Source organism: Rhizobacter sp. LjRoot28 (assembly GCF_964253025.1).
Taxonomy (GTDB): Bacteria; Pseudomonadota; Gammaproteobacteria; order Burkholderiales; family Burkholderiaceae_C; genus Rhizobacter.
Map to the genome: position 1 here is coordinate 1,475,116 of NZ_CAXUQC020000001.1, position 16,270 is coordinate 1,491,385.

Genomic DNA, 16,270 nt, shown 5'->3' on the forward strand with positions numbered 1-16,270 from the left:
CGCCGGCCGGCTGCGTAAGGTGCCGGGGCACCGGAAGGCGGTGCTCAGGAGATGCACCGATGTTGTCCGACTACGTACGCAAGCCGACCGTCACCCCGCCCCCACCGCCTCCGCCGCCTCCGCCGCCACCGCCGCCGGCGCCACCGGCCCGTCATGTGGAACACAAGGTGCAGCGCGGCGAGACGCTGAGCGAGATCTCCACCCGCTACCGCACCACCCCGCGGCAGGTCCAGGACGCCAACCCCGAGCTCCGCCAACCCGATGTGCTGGCCGTCGGCCAGACGCTGCGGGTGCCCATCGGCGAGGGCTACGGCGTCGAGCCGATCGATCGCGAGGTCAAGCCCGGCGAGACGCTGGCCGACCTCGCTGCCCAGTTCCGCCAGCCGCAGCAGGAACTGGCGCTCGCCAACCGCCACCAGGTGACGCCGGGCGAGCCGCTGGTCGTCGGGCAGAAACTCTGGATTCCCGGCACGCGCTCGCCCGATGCGGCCACGCCCTCAGTGGCCGCCTCGCCGGTGGACGCCAGCGTGCAGCAGACCGATGCCGCCGTGCAGCGGGTCAACCTGGCGCAGCGGCAGTACGACGACATCAACGCCTCGACCCAGGGCCGTGGGGCGGCGTTGCCTTATCTGTCGGAGAGCCTGTCCACCGCCCGCAACCAGCTGGATGCGGCCACGAAGCACGAGATCACGCTGCGCGCCGGCCCGGGTGCCACCGATGCCGAATGGCAACAGGCCGCGAACACGGTCAGCACCCGCTACCGCGAGGCGCCCGACTCCGCCGCGGCGGTGGACGCCTCGGTCCAGCGGGTGACGGTCGATCGCCAGGCGCAGGCCATCGTCGCCACCGCCCGGGCCACGGGCGACCCGCAGAAGGCGGTCCAGAGCCTGAGCGAGCAGACGGCCAAGGCCTCTCCCGAAGTGCAGGCAGCCCTGCGCATCGACACCGGGGCGAAGCAGGTGATCGACGATGCTGCCGCGTGGGCGATCGAGCCGCTGCAGCAAGACATCGAGGATGCGGACGCGCCGCAGGTCCCGGGCCTGCAGGCGATGGAGCGCCTCGACACCCTGACGGCCGGCCTGGACGCCGACACGGCGGCCCGCGTGGTGAGCGCAGCGACGCCCGGCATCGAGAAGTTCGTCCTGAACTACCAGGGCAACTATGGCGGCCAGCCCTTCGGGCCGGAAGGGTTCTCCCGCCTGGTGACGACGCTCGGCCGCGTGGCCGACGCGCCCGGTGGCACCGTGGCCGCCGAGCGCATCGCCAAGCTGGGCCTGTGGGATGACGGTGGCGCGATCAACGCGATCAGCCAGGGCGCCCACCCGGCGTACGTGCTGGCACTCGCCCGTCAACCGGGCATGGACGCGATCCGCATCATGGATGCGGCCAACGTGGGCGTTGCCTCCTTCCGCAGCAAGATCGACGACGACGTCAAGGCCTACGGCGCGCACATGGAGGAACTGTCGTGGCTGGTGACCAACCACGGCGGCTCCATGACCCCCGAACAGGTCGACGCTGCCATCGCCGACTACAAGAAGGAGAAGGGCCCTGAGTGGGAGGCGAAGGCCGAGACGCTGCGCCAGACCCTGGCCGACGACGGGGACAAGCTGCTGGCGCAGATCACCGCGCTCGACCAACTGCCCGCCGGCCTGGAAGACCACCAGCAAGCGGCCAGCCGCACCATCGAGGAGACGCTCGCCGATCCCTCGTCCCAGCTGGCGATCCAGACCGCGGTGCAGACGCGCCCCGAGATCGTCACGGGCGCCCGCGGCCAGCGTCTGCTGGAGTTCGTCAACACCTCGCCGCTTGCGGCCAGCGCCAAGGTGGCGGACCAGTTCCGCAAGATGTCCCAGGAGTTCGCCACGGCTCACGTCAAGGCGACCGTCCTCAGCGCCGTCGGGACCGACTTCGACCCCGCCAATCCGGCCAGCGTGAAGCGCGCCACCGACGCCCTGGAAACCCTGCGCCGCAACACGGAGTGGTCACGCGCGATGGGCCTGCAGGGCGGGGCCCTCGACAAGACCATCGACGCGCTGAAGAAGACCATCCCGGCCCCCGGCGAGTCCGCAGACGACGTGGCCAAGCGCCTGAAGGCGCTCGACGACCAGCTCGATGGCCTGAAGGGCTTCGACAAGTCCACCTTCAAGGGCCAGATGCTGCGCGGGGTGGGTCTGGCGTTCGCCGGCGTGGGATTTCTGGCCTCCATCGACCGCGCGCAGATGGACCCGTCGCTCAAAAACGAGCTGCGCATCGTCGTCGACGCCGCCGGCCTCGGGCAGAAGGGCTTCGAGCTGTACGCCGGCCTCACCGGCGCGTCGTCCACCTCGACGGTCGGCCACCTGGGCAGTGCGCTGGCGGGCAAGCTGCTGGGCAGCCTCACGGCCGGCTTCGACGCCTGGAGTGCGGCCGAAGCCTTCTCGAAGGGCGATGTCGCCTCCGGCGTGCTGTATGGCGTCGGTGCGGGCGGTGGCCTGCTGGCCGCACTCGGCACCGGCAGCATGGCGGGCCCGATCGGGCTCGGCCTGGTGGTGGTCTCGGCCGTGGGCCTGGCCATCGTCAACGGCAACAAGGAAGCCAACAAGCACGAGCCCGGCAGTGACAACGGCGTCTCCCAACGCTTCCTGGCGCACGCCGGCTTCGACGAGGACGCCTCGCGCGCGCTGGTCGACCAGAGCGGTGACGGCCGCAGCGTCGTGCCCTTCCTCGAGCAGTACGCCCGGGCACAGGGCCTCGACCTGACGAACGCCACCGACCGCGACCGCTACGTGCAGTGGGTGAACGACATGCCGTCCGACCAGTTGGCGGCACTGCGCGACAACCTCCACGGCACGGTCGATGAGTTCGAGGGCGACCCGTCGCGCTTCGAGGCTACGGCCGACGACGACGATCGGGTGGTGCCGGACATCGCCGCACGGCCGTGGTTTGCCGCGAGCGGCGTGGCGCAGCCCGAGTCGGCCGCGCAGCTCAACGCGGTGCTGGATGTGCTGGGGGTGCCGGCACTGAGCTGATCGGCCGGCCGGCGATCGCCTGAATCCGTCTCCGACCGTCGATCACCCACGAGCACCCGCGCATGAAACTCACGTGTCCGCACTGCGGACTGGACGCGATGGCGGCCTGGCGCAAACTCGCGCTCGGCCCCGTCGCCACGTCGAACTGCCGACGTTGCGGCCTGAAGGTGTCGACCGCCGTGCCGCAGGCGATTGCCGCCTTCACGCCCACGCTTGTGGCCGTTGCAATTGTGCTCTCCGGGCTCGTTCGTGGCGCGTCCCTGTTGATCGCGATCGGAGCGATCGGCTGGTTGGTGACCTGCTGGCTCTACCTGGTCTGGGTGCCGCTGGTGCCGCGTCAGGTGACGCGTCGAGAGGCGGTGCTGGCGGCTCAGGCCGCGACAGGGCGCGCAGAAGCCGACGGGGGATGAGGGGGGAGGAGCGTCGCGCCAGCTTCGCTCGGCGGTGGAGCAGGCCTCAGATCCCCTGAAACAGGAAGTCGAGTGCCCCCACGATGGTCGCGTCGTCCGACGCCAGGCTGGCGACTTCGCTTTCGAGTGCGCTGACGGGTACGGCGGCCAAGAACTGCGTGACCATGAGGTGATCCTCACCTGCGACGGTGAACACCGGGTTCAGCCCTTTCGCGGGCTTCGGCGAGGAGCCTTCGGGCATCAGTGGTACGACGATGCGGGTCTTCAGTTTATCCAGCAGTCGGGCCTACATGTCGAGGAGATCACCACGGCCTTCCTTGTTCTCGTAGAGGTTGAAGCGCGCCACGTTCAGAAGCCGCGATGCCGAGCGAGCGGAAGACCGAATGACTCGACGTAGTCGTTCGAGCTTGCCAGCGCAGCCCGGTTTGCTGCGAGCCATAACTCGCGGCGTCGCGCCGCGACCGCTGAGGCAATGCCATGCTCGGCGGCCTCCGAGAGGTTCACCTTGAGCTCGCGAGCAGTTGCAACCAGCGCGGCGTTGAGTGGCAGGTTGGTCGGCTGCCGACCCGCGGTCTTGGTGCGTAGGAATGATGGGACGTGCGGTGCTGGCATGATCTGCTCCAGACAGGATGCAAGGATAGCCTGCGCATACAGTGCGCATGGGGTGCGCTTGAGGTGCGCGCGGTTAGCCTGCGCGGCAGCGCGGCACCTTGCGGCGTCATGCCGGGCTGGACGCGGAGCGCTCTCGACTAGCGCAGGCGGCGCGGCTCGACACGCCGTCCAGAATCACCCGTCATCCGACGCGCAGGCAAAGTCCCCGACCGCTAGGGTCGAGGCCATGCGATTCCCGGCCAGTGCAGATGCTCGTGGAGTACTAACAGGCCGACGATCGCTGCCCAGTAACCCACTGCCGCGACCTTTCCGAAACGCCGATTCACAACGAAGACGCTGCCCAGCACCACCAAGATTCCCACGCCGGCGAACGTGGACAGAAGGCGAGAAAGCAGCACCAGCGCGCCGCCGAGGGGGAGCAACGTGAGAGCGAACAGGCCGAAAGTCTTGCGCCCGAGGCAGGCCGCGACGCAAGAGAGGCCCCCTGCGAAGAGCAACGTGTTTCCGACCATGTATGCCCAGGCGTGTGGCCACGTGACCCACAGGTCGGGTTCGCGGCTTCGGCTGCGGGGAATCAACACCATTCCGTCGCTGACGAGGTCGACAACGACGGTTGCTAGGACCTGAAGCGAGAGAACCGACACCGTGACGCCAATGGCCAGACCGATCCAGACGAGCCATGACAACCGCCGCGGCATCCGTCCAACCGCTTGTGGCATGGCCTCACCTTGAACGTCTTCCGTCGGGTTGGTCATGACTGATCGTAGTGGCGGCTTGCGTGTGTCCGTCCGCTGACCCTCAATCAAACGCGTAAGCAAAGTCCCCACCGGCCACGCTCAACGCCACCCGCTTGAGCGGCGTACCAGACGCGAGTCGGGTCAGGTACTCGTGGCTGATGCGCGGCAGCACGGTGTTGGTGAGCAGCGCGTCGATCACGCGGCCGCCGCTCTCCACCTCGTTGCAGCGACTGACCACGAGGCGCACCACCTCGTCGTCGAAGGTGAAGGGCACGTCGTGGTTGGCCTCGACGCGTTTCTTGATGCGGTTGAGTTGCAGCGCGACGATCTGCGCGAGCATGGCTTCCGAGAGCGGGTAGTACGGGATGGTGACGATGCGGCCGAGCAACGCCGCCGGGAACACCTTCAGCAGCGGTTCGCGCAGGGCGCGGGCGATGGCGTCGGGCTCGGGCATGAGCTCGGGGTCCTGGCAGAGCTTCATGATGAGCTCGCTGCCGGCGTTGGAGGTGAGCAGGATGATGGTGTTCTTGAAGTCGATCAGCCGGCCTTCGCCGTCTTCCATCCAACCCTTGTCGAAGACCTGGAAGAACAGTTCGTGCACGTCGGGGTGGGCCTTCTCCACCTCGTCGAGCAGCACCACGCTGTACGGGCGCCGGCGCACGGCTTCGGTCAGCACGCCGCCTTCGCCGTAGCCGACGTAGCCCGGGGGCGAGCCCTTGAGGGTGGAGACGGTGTGCGCCTCCTGGTACTCGCTCATGTTGATGGTGATGACGTTCTGCTCGCCGCCGTAGAGCGCCTCGGCCAGCGCGAGCGCCGTTTCGGTCTTGCCGACGCCGGACGTGCCCGCGAGCATGAACACGCCGATCGGCTTGTTCGGGTTGTCCAGCTTGGCGCGCGACGTCTGGATGCGGCGGGCGATCATCTCCAGCGCATGCTTCTGCCCGATGACGCGCTCGTTGAGGGTGTCGGCCAGGCGCAGCACCGACTCCACTTCGTTCTTCACCATGCGGCCGACCGGAATGCCGGTCCAGTCCTGCACGACGGCGCCCACGGCGGTCTCGTCCACCGACGGCAGGATGAGGGGCGCGTCGCCCTGCAGGCGGGCGAGCTGGCCCTGCAGCTCGGCGAGGTCGGCGAGCAACCGCGTGCGCTCGTCATCGGCAAGTGGCACTGGCCCCGTCGCGTCCGTCGGGGCGTCGACACCGGCGCCGCCGGTGCGCAGGCGCGCCCGCAAGGCCAATACCTGGTCGACCAGCTGCTTCTCCTGAAGGTAGCGGGCGTCCAGCGTGGCAAGCGCGGCCTGGGCCTCGGCAAGCTGCCCTGACACCCGGGCCTGGCGCGCGGCCACGTCGATGCCGACTTCGCCTTCGCGGCTGATGATCTGCTGCTCGGTGGTCAGGGCCTCGATGCGGCGCTGCACGTCCTCCACTTCGGGCGGCGTGGCGTGCTGGCTCACCGCGACGCGGGCGCATGCGGTGTCCAGCAGGCTCACCGCCTTGTCGGGCAGCTGGCGGGCGGGGATGTAGCGGTGCGACAGCTTCACGGCCGCCTCGATGGCCTCGTCCAGCAGCTGCACGCGGTGGTGCTTCTCGAGGATGGAGGCCACGCCGCGCAGCATGAGCACCGCCTTCTCCTCGCTCGGCTCGGGCACCTGCACGACCTGGAAGCGGCGGGTGAGGGCAGGGTCCTTCTCGAAGTACTTCTTGTACTCCGCCCAGGTGGTGGCAGCCACCGTGCGCAGCTTGCCGCGGGCGAGCGCCGGCTTGAGCAGGTTGGCGGCGTCGCCCGTGCCGGCGGCACCACCCGCCCCGATCAGGGTGTGCGCTTCATCGATGAAGAGGATGATGGGCTTCGCAGAGGACTGCACCTCGTCGATCACCTGGCGCAGGCGGTTCTCGAACTCGCCCTTCATGCTGGCACCCGCTTGGAGCAGGCCGATGTCGAGCATCATGAGCGACACGTCGCGCAGCTGCGGCGGCACGTCGCCGCGCGCGAGGCGCAGGGCGAAGCCTTCCACTACGGCCGTCTTGCCCACGCCGGCCTCCCCGGTGAGGATGGGGTTGTTCTGCCGGCGGCGCATCAGGATGTCGATGATCTGGCGAATCTCCTCGTCGCGGCCGGCGATGGGGTCGATCTCGCCCTTGCGGGCCTTCTCCGTCAGGTCGACGGCATAGCGCTTGAGGGCTTCCTGCTTGCCCATGGCGGCGGGCGCAATGGCCTCGCTGGCTTCGCCGGGCTCGGCGGCACCGGAGCCGTCGCTGGCGCGCTGGCCTTCCTCGGGCGACCCCGACAGCAAGGCGCTGAAGTTCTCCGTGAGGTCGTCGAGCTGGATGCGCTCGAACTGCTTGCTGATGGCCAGCAGCACGTTGCGCGACGACGCCGTCTTGAGCAGCCCGACGAGCAAATAGCCGGTGCGGACCTGCGTGTCCTTGAACATCAGCGAGCCGTACACCCACGCCCGCTCCACCGCGTTCTCGATGTGGCTGGAGAGGTCGGTGATGGAGGTCGCGCCGCGCGGCAGGCGGTCGAGCGAGGCCTGCAGGTCGGCCACCAGCACGGCGGCGTCGATGCCGTAGTGCTTGACGATGCGGTGCAGGTCCGAGTCCTGGTTCTGCAGGATCTGGAACAGCCAGTGCTGCAGTTCGACGTAGGGGTTGCCGCGCAGCTTGCAGAAGACGGTGGCGCCTTCGATCGCCTTGTACGCCAGCGGGTTGAGCTTGCCGAACAAGGCGGTGCGACTGATTTCAGCCATGGGAATCTCCGTGGACAAGTGAAGGGCGCGCCCCGAGGCGCGCCGGATGCAGGCGAAGGTCGCCGCGGTCGGAATGGGGGGCCTTGCGACCGAGCCAGGTGGTCCAGCCGAGGCGGGCACCGCTGTCAAGGCCGAGGGCGGGCACGTCCGGGCCGCGCAGCACGAGGCGCACGTCCCAGAGCATCTCGAAGCCGAGCAACTGGCGCATCCAGTCGCGCAGGGCCAGCAGCGACGGCTGGCCGGGCAGGAAACTGCGGTACTGCGCCAGGGTGAGGGGGCCGATGTGCAGCCGCAGCTTGTACTGCCGGTCCCACACCTTGCTGCCGGCCACGGCCGATGCGCCGAGCGCGGCGCCGTGCCGGTCGCCGGGCGCGCCGAGGCGCGTCCGGTCGGTCGGGCGCAGCGCCAGCCAGTGCCCCACCCAGGGCTCCACGCGCACCGGCACGCCGAAGTACTGGCGCAGCACCTTGGCGATGGACTCGGGGTTGCGGGTGGCGCGGGACAGGTGCCCGGCGGCGTACCGTTTGGCGCCGTCAGGCACCGCGTCGGCGCCGCACATGGCCTCGGGGGCCTGCCCGAAGAGCGCACCCACCCACTTGGCGTACTGGTCGTCGCCGGGGCGGTCCGCCTGCACCGCGGGCTGGGCCTGCGCCCAGGCGCGATAGAACAGCAGGAGGGCCCGGTGGTGGAAGACGTCGGCGAAGCGGGCCAGCGTGGGATCGGCGTGGTTGCGCAGGCGATCCCGCGCGTACTCGGTCAGGTGCAGCGGCAAGGGCCCCATCGGTCCGAAGAGGCCGAAGAAGCGCACGCCCAGGCGAGGCCGTCCGGTCTCGCCGGCCTTGAACGACATGATGGCCGCCGGGGCGAAGTCGAGCTCCGGATCCTGACCGAGCCGGATGGGTTCGGCGCCGGGCCGCAGCGCGGTGCCCAGGCGCGGCTGCGACGGTGCGAGGGACTCGATCTGGCGCAGCACGGCAAAGAAGTCGTGCGCCCACGGCGCCTCGGCGAGCGCCTCGAAGAGGCGCACCTGACGGGCATGCCGTTCGGCCGAGGCGGTGGACGCGTTCACAGCACGGCCCGTGTCCCGACGCGCGGCTTGCTGCGCAGGATCTCCCCGCGGGACGCAGAGCGCACCACGGTTTCCACGAAGCTGTTGGCCGACGCATGCCGGGTGAAGAACTGGTCCAGCACGCATCCGAGCAGGAAGGCGCTCGAGCCCTGGAAGGCGAGGTCGTCGGCCAGCAGGTTGACCTCCACGCCGCAGCCGAAGGTCAAGGGGCCGGGGAAGGGAAGGCGGCGCACCACCGACTGGGCCTGCAGCGCATGAATGCCGTCGACCTGGCGCGACCACGCGACGTCCTGCTCGGGCCCGAAGAGGTTCAAGAGGCTGCGCAGCGAGGCCGCTGCACGCGACGGGTCCTCCCCCGCGATGCTGACGTAGTTCAGGGTCAGCAGGCTGATCATCGACCAGCCCACGTCGCCCCGGGCGATGCGTTGCACCGGCCGGGTCGGCCCGCGCAGGGTCTCGATGCGGGTGACCGGCCCCGCGGCCTCCAGCGTCCAGGTGGTGGCGGCGCCGGGCAGCAGCGTCGGCAGGTCGCGGTTCGTCACGAGCGCCGTCAGCGACAGCTGGCGGATGTCCTCGGCGTAGGGCGCGTTCTGCGGGTCCACGAGCGACAGGAAGAGTTCCTGACCGACGTAGGCCGAGCGCGGGCCCTCCAGGCGCTGGCGGCTCGACAGCAGCCGAGGCTCGCGGCGCGCGGTGTAGTAGGCGCCGTGGCCGTGCGGCGATTCATGGAAGGTCGCGTAGAGCGGCAGGAACTTCTGCTCGGCGGCCTGGGCGGTGCCGAAGCCCGTCACGCTCTGCAGGCTGTGCACCTCGTAGTCCATCGGCCGGGTGCGGTCCGGCACGACATGGTGCTCGAACTGGCTGGTACCGAGCTGGATGCGGTCGAGGCGCTTCGGAAAGAGGTTGACGGCCGGCGTGCAATGCAGCGCGAGGCTGGCGGCGTCGACGAGCGATTCGAGCGCGGCGTCGCCCTTGCCGAACAGCAGCACGATCTCCGCCTCCGGCGCATCCACGGTCGCCAGCCGGCGCGCCAGGTCGTCCACCCGGAAGAAGAGGAAACGCTGCGGCATCGCGGCGTACTCCTGCAGCAGGCGGTGGCCGCTGAAGCCGCGCAGGGTGTCGGGCAGCAAGGCCTCGTCGTCGCCATAGCCCGTGGCGCTGATCGACGTGGCGCCGGCAAAGGCGGACGACGCGCTGCGGTCGGCGCCGCCGACCCAGGTCGCGAGGCCGCTGCCATGCACCAGTTCATGCAGCCGGAACGCCACGTCGTCCGGCGCACTCAGGTAGAAGGGCAGGCTGTCGAGCTGGAGCTGACGCAGGCGCAGCCCGCCATGCGCCTTCACGCGGATGCGCAGGCCACCGCGCACCTGGCGGCCCCACGGCAGGCGCGCGATGGGGAGGTCGGGTGCGTGGCTGAAGTACTGGACCGAGTCGATCTCGAGCGGCCACAGCGTCACGTCGTGGGCGGTGCGGAATTCGCAGCGGGTGCTCTGGCCACGCACCGCTTCGCTGGTCAGCGCCGTGCCGCGCGGAACGGCAAAGCCGCGTGCGAGGTTGGGGTCGAGCAGGTCGGGCTGGAGCTTCACCACCGCCATCGAGGGCACGGGCGACAGGAAGCCCGGGTACACCGTCTCGAGCAAGTGCTGCACGAGCCGGGGATGCTCCGCGTCGATCTTGAGCTGCACCCGTGCGGCGAGGAAGGCGAAGCCTTCGAGCAGCCGCTCGACGTACGGGTCGGTGACCTCGACCCCGTCCATCGACAGACGGGCCGCGATCTTCGGAAACTCACGGGCGAACTCGCCACCCACCTCGCGGAGGTGGGTCAACTCGTCGTTGTAGAGGCGAAGCAGGTGGGGATCCATGAGGGGCGGTGCCGCTGGGGCTCAGGCCTTGCGGCGCAGGGTGGTGGCTGAGGCGTCACGCACTTCCACCTGGCCGGCCTCGAGGTCGAGCTGCGTGCGCAGCAGCAGTTCCAGCGGCACGGGCTGGGCCCACATGAAGCCGCGGATCTCGAACTCGATGACGTTGTGGGTGTCCAGCACGCTGCTGGCGTCGATGGCCTTCACCTCGAGGGAGTCTTCCATGACCCGCGGCTCGAAGCGCAGGATGGCCTGCCGGATGGTGCGCTCGAGCACGCTCACGTCCACCCGGGAGGCAAGCTGGCCGGACATCGGCGGCAGGCCGTAGTTGAGCACCGAGTGGGCGGCCTGCGCGTGCTGGTCGGCCAGGCGCGGCATGGGTTGCACGGCGTTGAGCAGCCAGGACAGGTCGCGAAGCACGGCCTCCCGGATCTGCGCCTTGTTCATCATGCGGCTGTCGTCGCCCTCGACGCGTGTCTGCGGCGAGAGGTCGGTCAGGCGGTCGAGCAGCACGGGTTGAAGCCGGTCGCGCAGGTTCATGGCGGTGACGGGGCGAGGGGGCGAGCGTTCAGGCGGTGGGCGACAGGCGCAGCTCGCGCACTTCGAGCAGCGCAAGTTCAGGCCCGCTGCTCGACAACAGGCGTTGGCCGAGACCGGAGAACTGGTCCTCGCCGAGCGGCGCCCACTGCGTGCCGCGGGCAAGCTTGAGCGCGCCGTCGGCCTGCTCGCGCGTGCCCGGATAGCAGGTGGGGATGAAGGCGACGCTCTGGCCGCCGTTGGCAAAGGTAAGGTGGGCAGGCGCCCACACCAGGTCGCGCAGGTCCTCCGGAGCCTCTACCGTGACGGCGGACAGGGCCTCGAACGGTACCCAGGTGTAGCGCCCGTTCAAGACGACTTCGAGCACCGGCCCGAGCCGGGAGTCGGCGTCGGTGATCCAGTCGAAGGCTTCGCCGTTCATCTGCCCGGCGGTGGTCGGTGCCAGTTCCAGGGCCTCTGCCCGGAGGTGGCTTGCCTGGGCTGCGTCGCCCCGACCGGCCTGGGCCAGGGCTTCGATGAGCATTGCCACCCAGGCCGCAGGCTGGCCGAAGACCACGGGCGTCGTCTTACCGGCGAACACCGCTTGCCGCACCACCTCGCAGCGGATCGTCTCGCGATAGGCATTCACCATGTGAAGGGCGCCTGCGTCCAGCTGGCCGCACACGTCGAGCTGGGCCAGGGCCCGCTCCCACTGGCCGAGCACGGCCAGCAGCTGGAACAGGAAGGTGCGCAGCCTGGCATCGGCCGGTTGCTCGCGCACCTGGGCCTGCAGGGCGGCAAGCGCCGCGGCCGGATCACCCGCGGCGAGGTGGTCTTGAGGGGTGAGCTGGGTGTTCACGTCGGCAGGATCTCGTCGTGGAAGCTGAAGCCGGAGCCGCGCTGGCCGGTGGACTGCTGCAGCTCGTAGTCGACCTGCACGCGGCTGAAGCTGAAGGTGACGGTCTCGGTCAGGGTGCCGGTGGCATCGCACGCCAGGTCGACCGCGGTGACGCGGGCGTTGTTGAGCATCAGGGTGAAGAAGTCGCGCTGGCCTTCACCGGCCTTGCGCACCGTGAGCTTGGCTTCCTTGATCTCGTCGTTGGTGGCCAGCACGCTCAGCAGGGCGGTGGTGCTGCTGTCGACCCGCTTGCTGACGGTGAGGTTGCGGTACGACCGGCGGGCCGTCTTCTGGGTGCTGCCGAGCGATGAGCTGGCGGCGACGCCCCAGTCCCAGGCCGTGATGACGATCTCGTCCTTGTGTTCCCGCGCCTCCGCTTCGCCCTTGATGCGGCCGGCACGCTTGGATTGCACCGACAGGAACACGTCGACGGCCCCCTCTCCGGGAGCAAGTGCAGACAGGGGGTTCAACACGGGCATGGGGGCCTTTCTTCGAGACGGAGCGCCGGGAGGCGGCGGGACCGATGGCTTTCAGCACCAAGGCCCGGCCGCGGCGCATGGCGCCAGGACCGGGCGAGCGCCGCAGGGCGCTGCGACGACACGCCCGCTGTCGCAGGCGTGCGTCGGACGGGGTTCAGCGGGTCTCGGTGGTGGCGGTGTTCCAGCCGAACTTGACCTCGCCGCCGAGGCCGCCCTTGTCGTCCTGGGCCTTGTACGAGTACTCGATGTCCTTGTACGAGCACTTCACCTCTTCGGTGATGTCACCCTCGGACTCGCCGGAGGGTGCGACGCTCGTGACGAACACTTCCTTGAGCGTGATCGTCAGGTAGGCCTTCTGGCCTTCGCCGGCTTTGCGGGCGGTCAGCTTGGCGTCCTTGAAGTGCTTGCCGGAGACGCAGTGCTTGGCCAGCACGGGCGAAGCCTTGTCGTAGCGGTGCGAGAAGACGAAGTCGCCCGGAGTGGCCTTGCCACGGCCGGAGCCCCCGCCCGACTGCGCGCCGGACACCTGGCTCACTTCCCAGCCCCAGGACAGGATCTCGATCTCGCCCTTGTGTTCCTTGTGGGTGGCTTCGCCTTCGACGCCGTCAAACTTGATGTGGAAATCGCTGCTCATTGCTCGTTGCTCCTGAATGTCAAGACAGAGGTACTGCTAGCGCCGGATCGGCGCGGGATGGGCGGAGGCATGCCGGGGCCGGACGGACCCCGCGCAGCTCAGGCCGCCTTGTTCGAGGGCAGCTTGGAGACGAGACGGAGGGACACCGTCAGGCCTTCGAGCTGGTAGTGCGGACGCAGGAAGAACTTCGAGTTGTAGTACCCCGGGTTGCCCGGGATTTCCTCGACCTGCACCTCGGCGGCCGCGAGCGGCTTCTGCGCCTTCGTGGTCTCGGAGGAGTTGGCCGGGTCGCCATCGACGTAGTTCATGATCCAGTTGTTCAACCACTTCGCCATGTCGTCGCGCTCCTTGAAGGAGCCGACCTTGTCGCGCACGATGCACTTGAGGTAGTGCGCGAAGCGGCAGGTGGCGAAGAGGTAGGGCAGGCGCGCCGCCAGGTTGGCGTTGGCCGTGGCATCCGGATCGTCGTACTCGGCCGGCTTCTGCAGGGACTGTGCGCCGATGAAGGCGGCGAAGTCGGAGTTCTTGCGGTGCACGAGCGGCATGAAGCCGTTCTTGGCGAGCTCGCTCTCGCGACGGTCGCTGATGGCGATCTCGGTCGGGCACTTCATGTCGACGCCGCCGTCATCGGTCGGGAAGGTGTGCGTGGGCAGGCCTTCGACGGAACCGCCCGACTCGATGCCGCGGATGCGCGAGCACCAGCCGTACGCCTTGAACGACCGGTTGATATTCACCGCCATCGCATAGGCCGAGTTGGCCCAGGTGTACTTGGTGTGGTCGGCGCTGCCGGTGTCTTCCTCGAAGTTGAAGTCCTCGACGGGGTTGGTCTTCGCGCCGTAGGGAATGCGCGCCAGGAAGCGCGGCATGGCCAGGCCGATGTACTTGGCGTCGTCGGACTCGCGCAGCGAGCGCCAGGCGGCGTACTCGGGCGTCGTGAAGATCTTGGTGAGGTCACGGGGGTTGGCAAGCTCCTGCCACGAACCCATCTGGGCCAGCGCCGGGTCGGCGGCCGCGATGAAGGGCGTGTGGGCGGCAGCGGCCACCTTGGCCATCTCGCCCAGCAGCTCGACGTCCTGAGGGCCGTGGTTGAAGTAGTAGTCGCCGACCAGGCAGCCGAAGGGCTCGCCACCGAACTGGCCGAACTCCTCCTCGTACACCCGCTTGAAGATCGGGCTCTGGTCCCAGGCCGCGCCTTTGTAGCGCTTCAGCGTCTTGCCCAGCTCCTGCTTGGAGATGTTCATCACGCGGATCTTCAACTGCTCGTCGGTCTCGGTGTTGTTGACGAGGTGGTGCAGGCCGCGCCAGGCGCTTTCCAGTTGCTGGAAGTCGGCGTGGTGCATGATCTGGTTGATCTGCTCGCTCAGCTTGCGATCGAGCTCGGCGATCATGGCCTCGATCGACATCACCACGTCGCTGCCGATGAGCTGCGTCTGCGACAGGGCCTGCTGGGCCAGCGTCAGCACCGCCGATTCGACGGCCGTCTTGGCCTCATCGCTCTTCGGCTTGAATTCCTTGTTGAGCAGCGACGCGAAATCGCCGCCCTGGAACTCGACGCCCTGCAGCGCCGAGGATTGGTTGTGTGCTTGGGTTTGGGCTTCGGCCATCACGAATCTCCGTCTGTTCCTGGGGTGCCGGTTCTCACTCGGCCTTCGGCTCGGCCGTGGCGGCGCCGTCGTCGGTCGTCTTCTTGGCGCTCGCGAGGCTGGCGAGCAGGGCCGGGTCGGCGATCACCTTGGCGAGGAGTTCCTCGGCGCCGGTCTTGCCGTCCATGTAGGTGATGAGGTTCGACAACTGCTGGCGTGCGGTGAGCAGCTTGTTGAGGGAGTCGACCTTGCGGGCCACGGCGGCCGGCGAGAAGTCGTCCATGTTCTCGAACGTGATGTCGACGCTCATGTTGCCTTCGCCGGTGAGGGTGTTGGGCACCTGGAAGGCGACGCGCGGCTTCATCGACTTCATGCGGCTGTCGAAGTTGTCGACGTCGAAGTCGAGCAGCTTGCGCTCGGCCACCGGGGCCAGCGGCTCGGTGGGCTTGCCGGACAGGTCGGACAGCACGCCCATGACAAACGGCAGCTGCACCTTCTTCTCGGCGCCGTAGAGTTCGACGTCGTACTCGATCTGCACGCGTGGCGCGCGGTTGCGCGCGATGAACTTCTGACTGCTGGTGGCCATGGGTGGACTCCTCTGCGTTGGTCGCTGGTGGTTGTGTCGGGTGGGCCGTTCGATGCGAGTGGCCCGGTACGGGGTCAGTCGCCGCGGGTGCCGGCGATGTTCTCGATCTGGGACAGGCCCTCGGGGGCGAGGTCGCGGATGATGTCCATGAAGTCCATGGTCATCAGCCGCTGCGCGCGGCGGATGAGCAGCGGCGCGGGGTTGGTGGGTTCGTTGCGTTGAATCCAGTCGCACACCTGGTCGAGCGTGCGCACCACGTCATCGCGGTGGCGCAGTGCACCGGGAGCCGAGGCCATCGCGCCGCCGGCCGAAGGGCTGTCGAAGTCGACGTCGGCGGCTTCGGTGGCGCCATCGCCTGCGCCGTCGGTTCGGGCGGATGCGGCCGCGCCATCGAGCCAGCGCGCGATGGTCTGCAGCGGCTTGAGGTCGGGGCCCCGGGAGCCGACCTGGTCCATCAGGACCGACTCGATGCGCAGCAACTGCAGGTACGGGGACTGCAGCGCTTCGAGGACGCCCTCGGACTGGCTTTCGATGGCCTGCAAGGCCTGCGCGATGCCGGCGGTCGTCGGCACGGACTCGTCGTCGTGCGGCTCCGCCTTGCCGGCCGACAGTTCGATCTGGCGCACCGTGAGGGGAATGCGGCCGGAGCCGACCGTGGCCTGGCGCAGGTCGGCAAGACCGGTGGCGGCATCGACGAGCGGCGCCAACGCGTTCAGGCGCATGGTGGGATCGTTGGCGTCGTCGGCGTCGAGCAGCGGGTAGACGTGGTCCCAGTGCTGCTCGACCAGGCCGGCGACGAGCGCCAGGCCGTCGGCGTAGCCGCGGATGCCGTGCAGGTGCGCGCCGGCGCGGGCCAGCAACACGGCCAGGCGCAGGTCGCGGGTGCGCTCGGCCAGGGCCAGGGCGTCCTCGTGGACCTGGCGCCAGTCGGGTGCCTGGGCGGGGATGACCGTATCGCCGAACTGCTGCTCGGGCTTGCCGCGCGCCGCTTCTTCGAGCGCCAGGAAGGCGGGGTCGTACTCCAGGTCCTCGCCACAAGGCGCGAGCTCGTCCAGCGGGGCGAGGAGTTGGTCGACGGGCAGCAGGCTCATGGAGGAAGGCGAGGGCGTGAATGCGGGGCGCTTGGC

Annotated in this window: 15 protein-coding genes; 2 read left to right on the plus strand and 13 right to left on the minus strand. The window is 69.0% G+C overall.

Translation table 11 applies throughout. The features are described 5' to 3' along the window. The first annotated feature begins 59 nt into the window (after positions 1-59). On the plus strand, positions 60-3,008 hold the full coding sequence (locus ACSQ2F_RS07020) for a LysM peptidoglycan-binding domain-containing protein (RefSeq protein ID WP_436021153.1): 2,949 nt from the start codon (positions 60-62) through the stop codon (positions 3,006-3,008). 62 nt (positions 3,009-3,070) lie between these two features. After that, positions 3,071-3,418: a hypothetical protein gene (locus ACSQ2F_RS07025; protein ID WP_436021155.1), complete on the plus strand. Its 348-nt coding sequence runs from the start codon at positions 3,071-3,073 to the stop codon at positions 3,416-3,418. A 46-nt stretch (positions 3,419-3,464) separates the two neighbouring features. Here ACSQ2F_RS07025 and ACSQ2F_RS07030 read toward each other — a convergent pair whose 3' ends face one another. From ACSQ2F_RS07030 to tssA, 13 genes are all read right to left on the minus strand, one after another. Continuing rightward, positions 3,465-3,698, minus strand: a complete 234-nt coding sequence (locus ACSQ2F_RS07030; RefSeq protein ID WP_436026760.1) for a CcdB family protein — start codon at positions 3,696-3,698, stop codon at positions 3,465-3,467. A 68-nt stretch (positions 3,699-3,766) separates the two neighbouring features. Continuing rightward, on the minus strand, positions 3,767-4,030 hold the full coding sequence (locus ACSQ2F_RS07035) for a type II toxin-antitoxin system CcdA family antitoxin (protein ID WP_436021157.1): 264 nt from the start codon (positions 4,028-4,030) through the stop codon (positions 3,767-3,769). 212 nt (positions 4,031-4,242) lie between these two features. Beyond that, positions 4,243-4,785 (minus strand): hypothetical protein, encoded by a 543-nt coding sequence (locus ACSQ2F_RS07040; RefSeq protein ID WP_436021159.1) that lies wholly within the window; start codon positions 4,783-4,785, stop codon positions 4,243-4,245. A gap of 43 nt (positions 4,786-4,828) precedes the next feature. Then, entirely contained in the window at positions 4,829-7,519 is a 2,691-nt protein-coding gene (tssH, locus tag ACSQ2F_RS07045; protein WP_436021161.1) for a type VI secretion system ATPase TssH, read from the minus strand. Then, on the minus strand, positions 7,512-8,588 hold the full coding sequence (gene tssG, locus ACSQ2F_RS07050; RefSeq protein WP_436021163.1) for a type VI secretion system baseplate subunit TssG: 1,077 nt from the start codon (positions 8,586-8,588) through the stop codon (positions 7,512-7,514). Before tssG ends, tssH begins: the two co-directional genes overlap by 8 nt. Further along, entirely contained in the window at positions 8,585-10,450 is a 1,866-nt protein-coding gene (tssF, locus tag ACSQ2F_RS07055; protein ID WP_436021165.1) for a type VI secretion system baseplate subunit TssF, read from the minus strand. The genes tssG and tssF overlap by 4 nt, the downstream gene beginning before the upstream one ends. A gap of 21 nt (positions 10,451-10,471) precedes the next feature. Continuing rightward, a complete protein-coding gene (gene tssE, locus ACSQ2F_RS07060) occupies positions 10,472-10,987 on the minus strand; it encodes a type VI secretion system baseplate subunit TssE (protein ID WP_436021167.1) in 516 nt (171 codons plus the stop codon). 28 nt (positions 10,988-11,015) lie between these two features. Next, positions 11,016-11,822, minus strand: coding sequence for a type VI secretion system accessory protein TagJ (locus ACSQ2F_RS07065; protein ID WP_436021169.1), 807 nt, complete (start codon positions 11,820-11,822; stop codon positions 11,016-11,018). Then, on the minus strand, positions 11,819-12,340 hold the full coding sequence (locus ACSQ2F_RS07070; RefSeq protein ID WP_436021171.1) for an Hcp family type VI secretion system effector: 522 nt from the start codon (positions 12,338-12,340) through the stop codon (positions 11,819-11,821). The genes ACSQ2F_RS07065 and ACSQ2F_RS07070 overlap by 4 nt, the downstream gene beginning before the upstream one ends. Before the next feature lie 154 nt (positions 12,341-12,494). After that, the gene (locus ACSQ2F_RS07075; RefSeq protein WP_436021173.1) at positions 12,495-12,974 is read right to left on the minus strand and encodes an Hcp family type VI secretion system effector; all 480 of its coding nucleotides are present in this window, start codon (positions 12,972-12,974) and stop codon (positions 12,495-12,497) included. A 98-nt stretch (positions 12,975-13,072) separates the two neighbouring features. Beyond that, positions 13,073-14,578 (minus strand): type VI secretion system contractile sheath large subunit, encoded by a 1,506-nt coding sequence (tssC, locus tag ACSQ2F_RS07080; RefSeq protein ID WP_436021175.1) that lies wholly within the window; start codon positions 14,576-14,578, stop codon positions 13,073-13,075. Positions 14,579-14,612: 34 nt separating this feature from the next. Beyond that, entirely contained in the window at positions 14,613-15,143 is a 531-nt protein-coding gene (tssB, locus tag ACSQ2F_RS07085; RefSeq protein WP_436021177.1) for a type VI secretion system contractile sheath small subunit, read from the minus strand. Positions 15,144-15,217: 74 nt separating this feature from the next. Continuing rightward, positions 15,218-16,234 carry a type VI secretion system protein TssA gene (gene tssA / locus ACSQ2F_RS07090; protein ID WP_436021179.1) on the minus strand — a complete coding sequence of 339 codons (1,017 nt, stop codon included), beginning with the start codon at positions 16,232-16,234 and terminating at the stop codon, positions 15,218-15,220. Positions 16,235-16,270: the final 36 nt, after the last annotated feature.

Bases quoted from the DNA above. Each gene is read 5' to 3' on its own strand.
- ACSQ2F_RS07020 (WP_436021153.1), top strand. From the start codon at position 60: ATGTTGTCCGACTACGTACGCAAGCCGACCGTCACCCCGCCCCCACCG.
- ACSQ2F_RS07075 (WP_436021173.1), bottom strand. From the start codon at position 12,974: ATGAGCAGCGATTTCCACATCAAGTTTGACGGCGTCGAAGGCGAAGCC.
- tssA (WP_436021179.1), bottom strand. From the start codon at position 16,234: ATGAGCCTGCTGCCCGTCGACCAACTCCTCGCCCCGCTGGACGAGCTC.
- ACSQ2F_RS07070 (WP_436021171.1), bottom strand. From the start codon at position 12,340: ATGCCCGTGTTGAACCCCCTGTCTGCACTTGCTCCCGGAGAGGGGGCC.
- tssE (WP_436021167.1), bottom strand. From the start codon at position 10,987: ATGAACCTGCGCGACCGGCTTCAACCCGTGCTGCTCGACCGCCTGACC.
- ACSQ2F_RS07035 (WP_436021157.1), bottom strand. From the start codon at position 4,030: ATGCCAGCACCGCACGTCCCATCATTCCTACGCACCAAGACCGCGGGT.
- ACSQ2F_RS07025 (WP_436021155.1), top strand. From the start codon at position 3,071: ATGAAACTCACGTGTCCGCACTGCGGACTGGACGCGATGGCGGCCTGG.
- tssC (WP_436021175.1), bottom strand. From the start codon at position 14,578: ATGGCCGAAGCCCAAACCCAAGCACACAACCAATCCTCGGCGCTGCAG.
- tssF (WP_436021165.1), bottom strand. From the start codon at position 10,450: ATGGATCCCCACCTGCTTCGCCTCTACAACGACGAGTTGACCCACCTC.
- tssB (WP_436021177.1), bottom strand. From the start codon at position 15,143: ATGGCCACCAGCAGTCAGAAGTTCATCGCGCGCAACCGCGCGCCACGC.
- tssH (WP_436021161.1), bottom strand. From the start codon at position 7,519: ATGGCTGAAATCAGTCGCACCGCCTTGTTCGGCAAGCTCAACCCGCTG.
- ACSQ2F_RS07040 (WP_436021159.1), bottom strand. From the start codon at position 4,785: ATGACCAACCCGACGGAAGACGTTCAAGGTGAGGCCATGCCACAAGCG.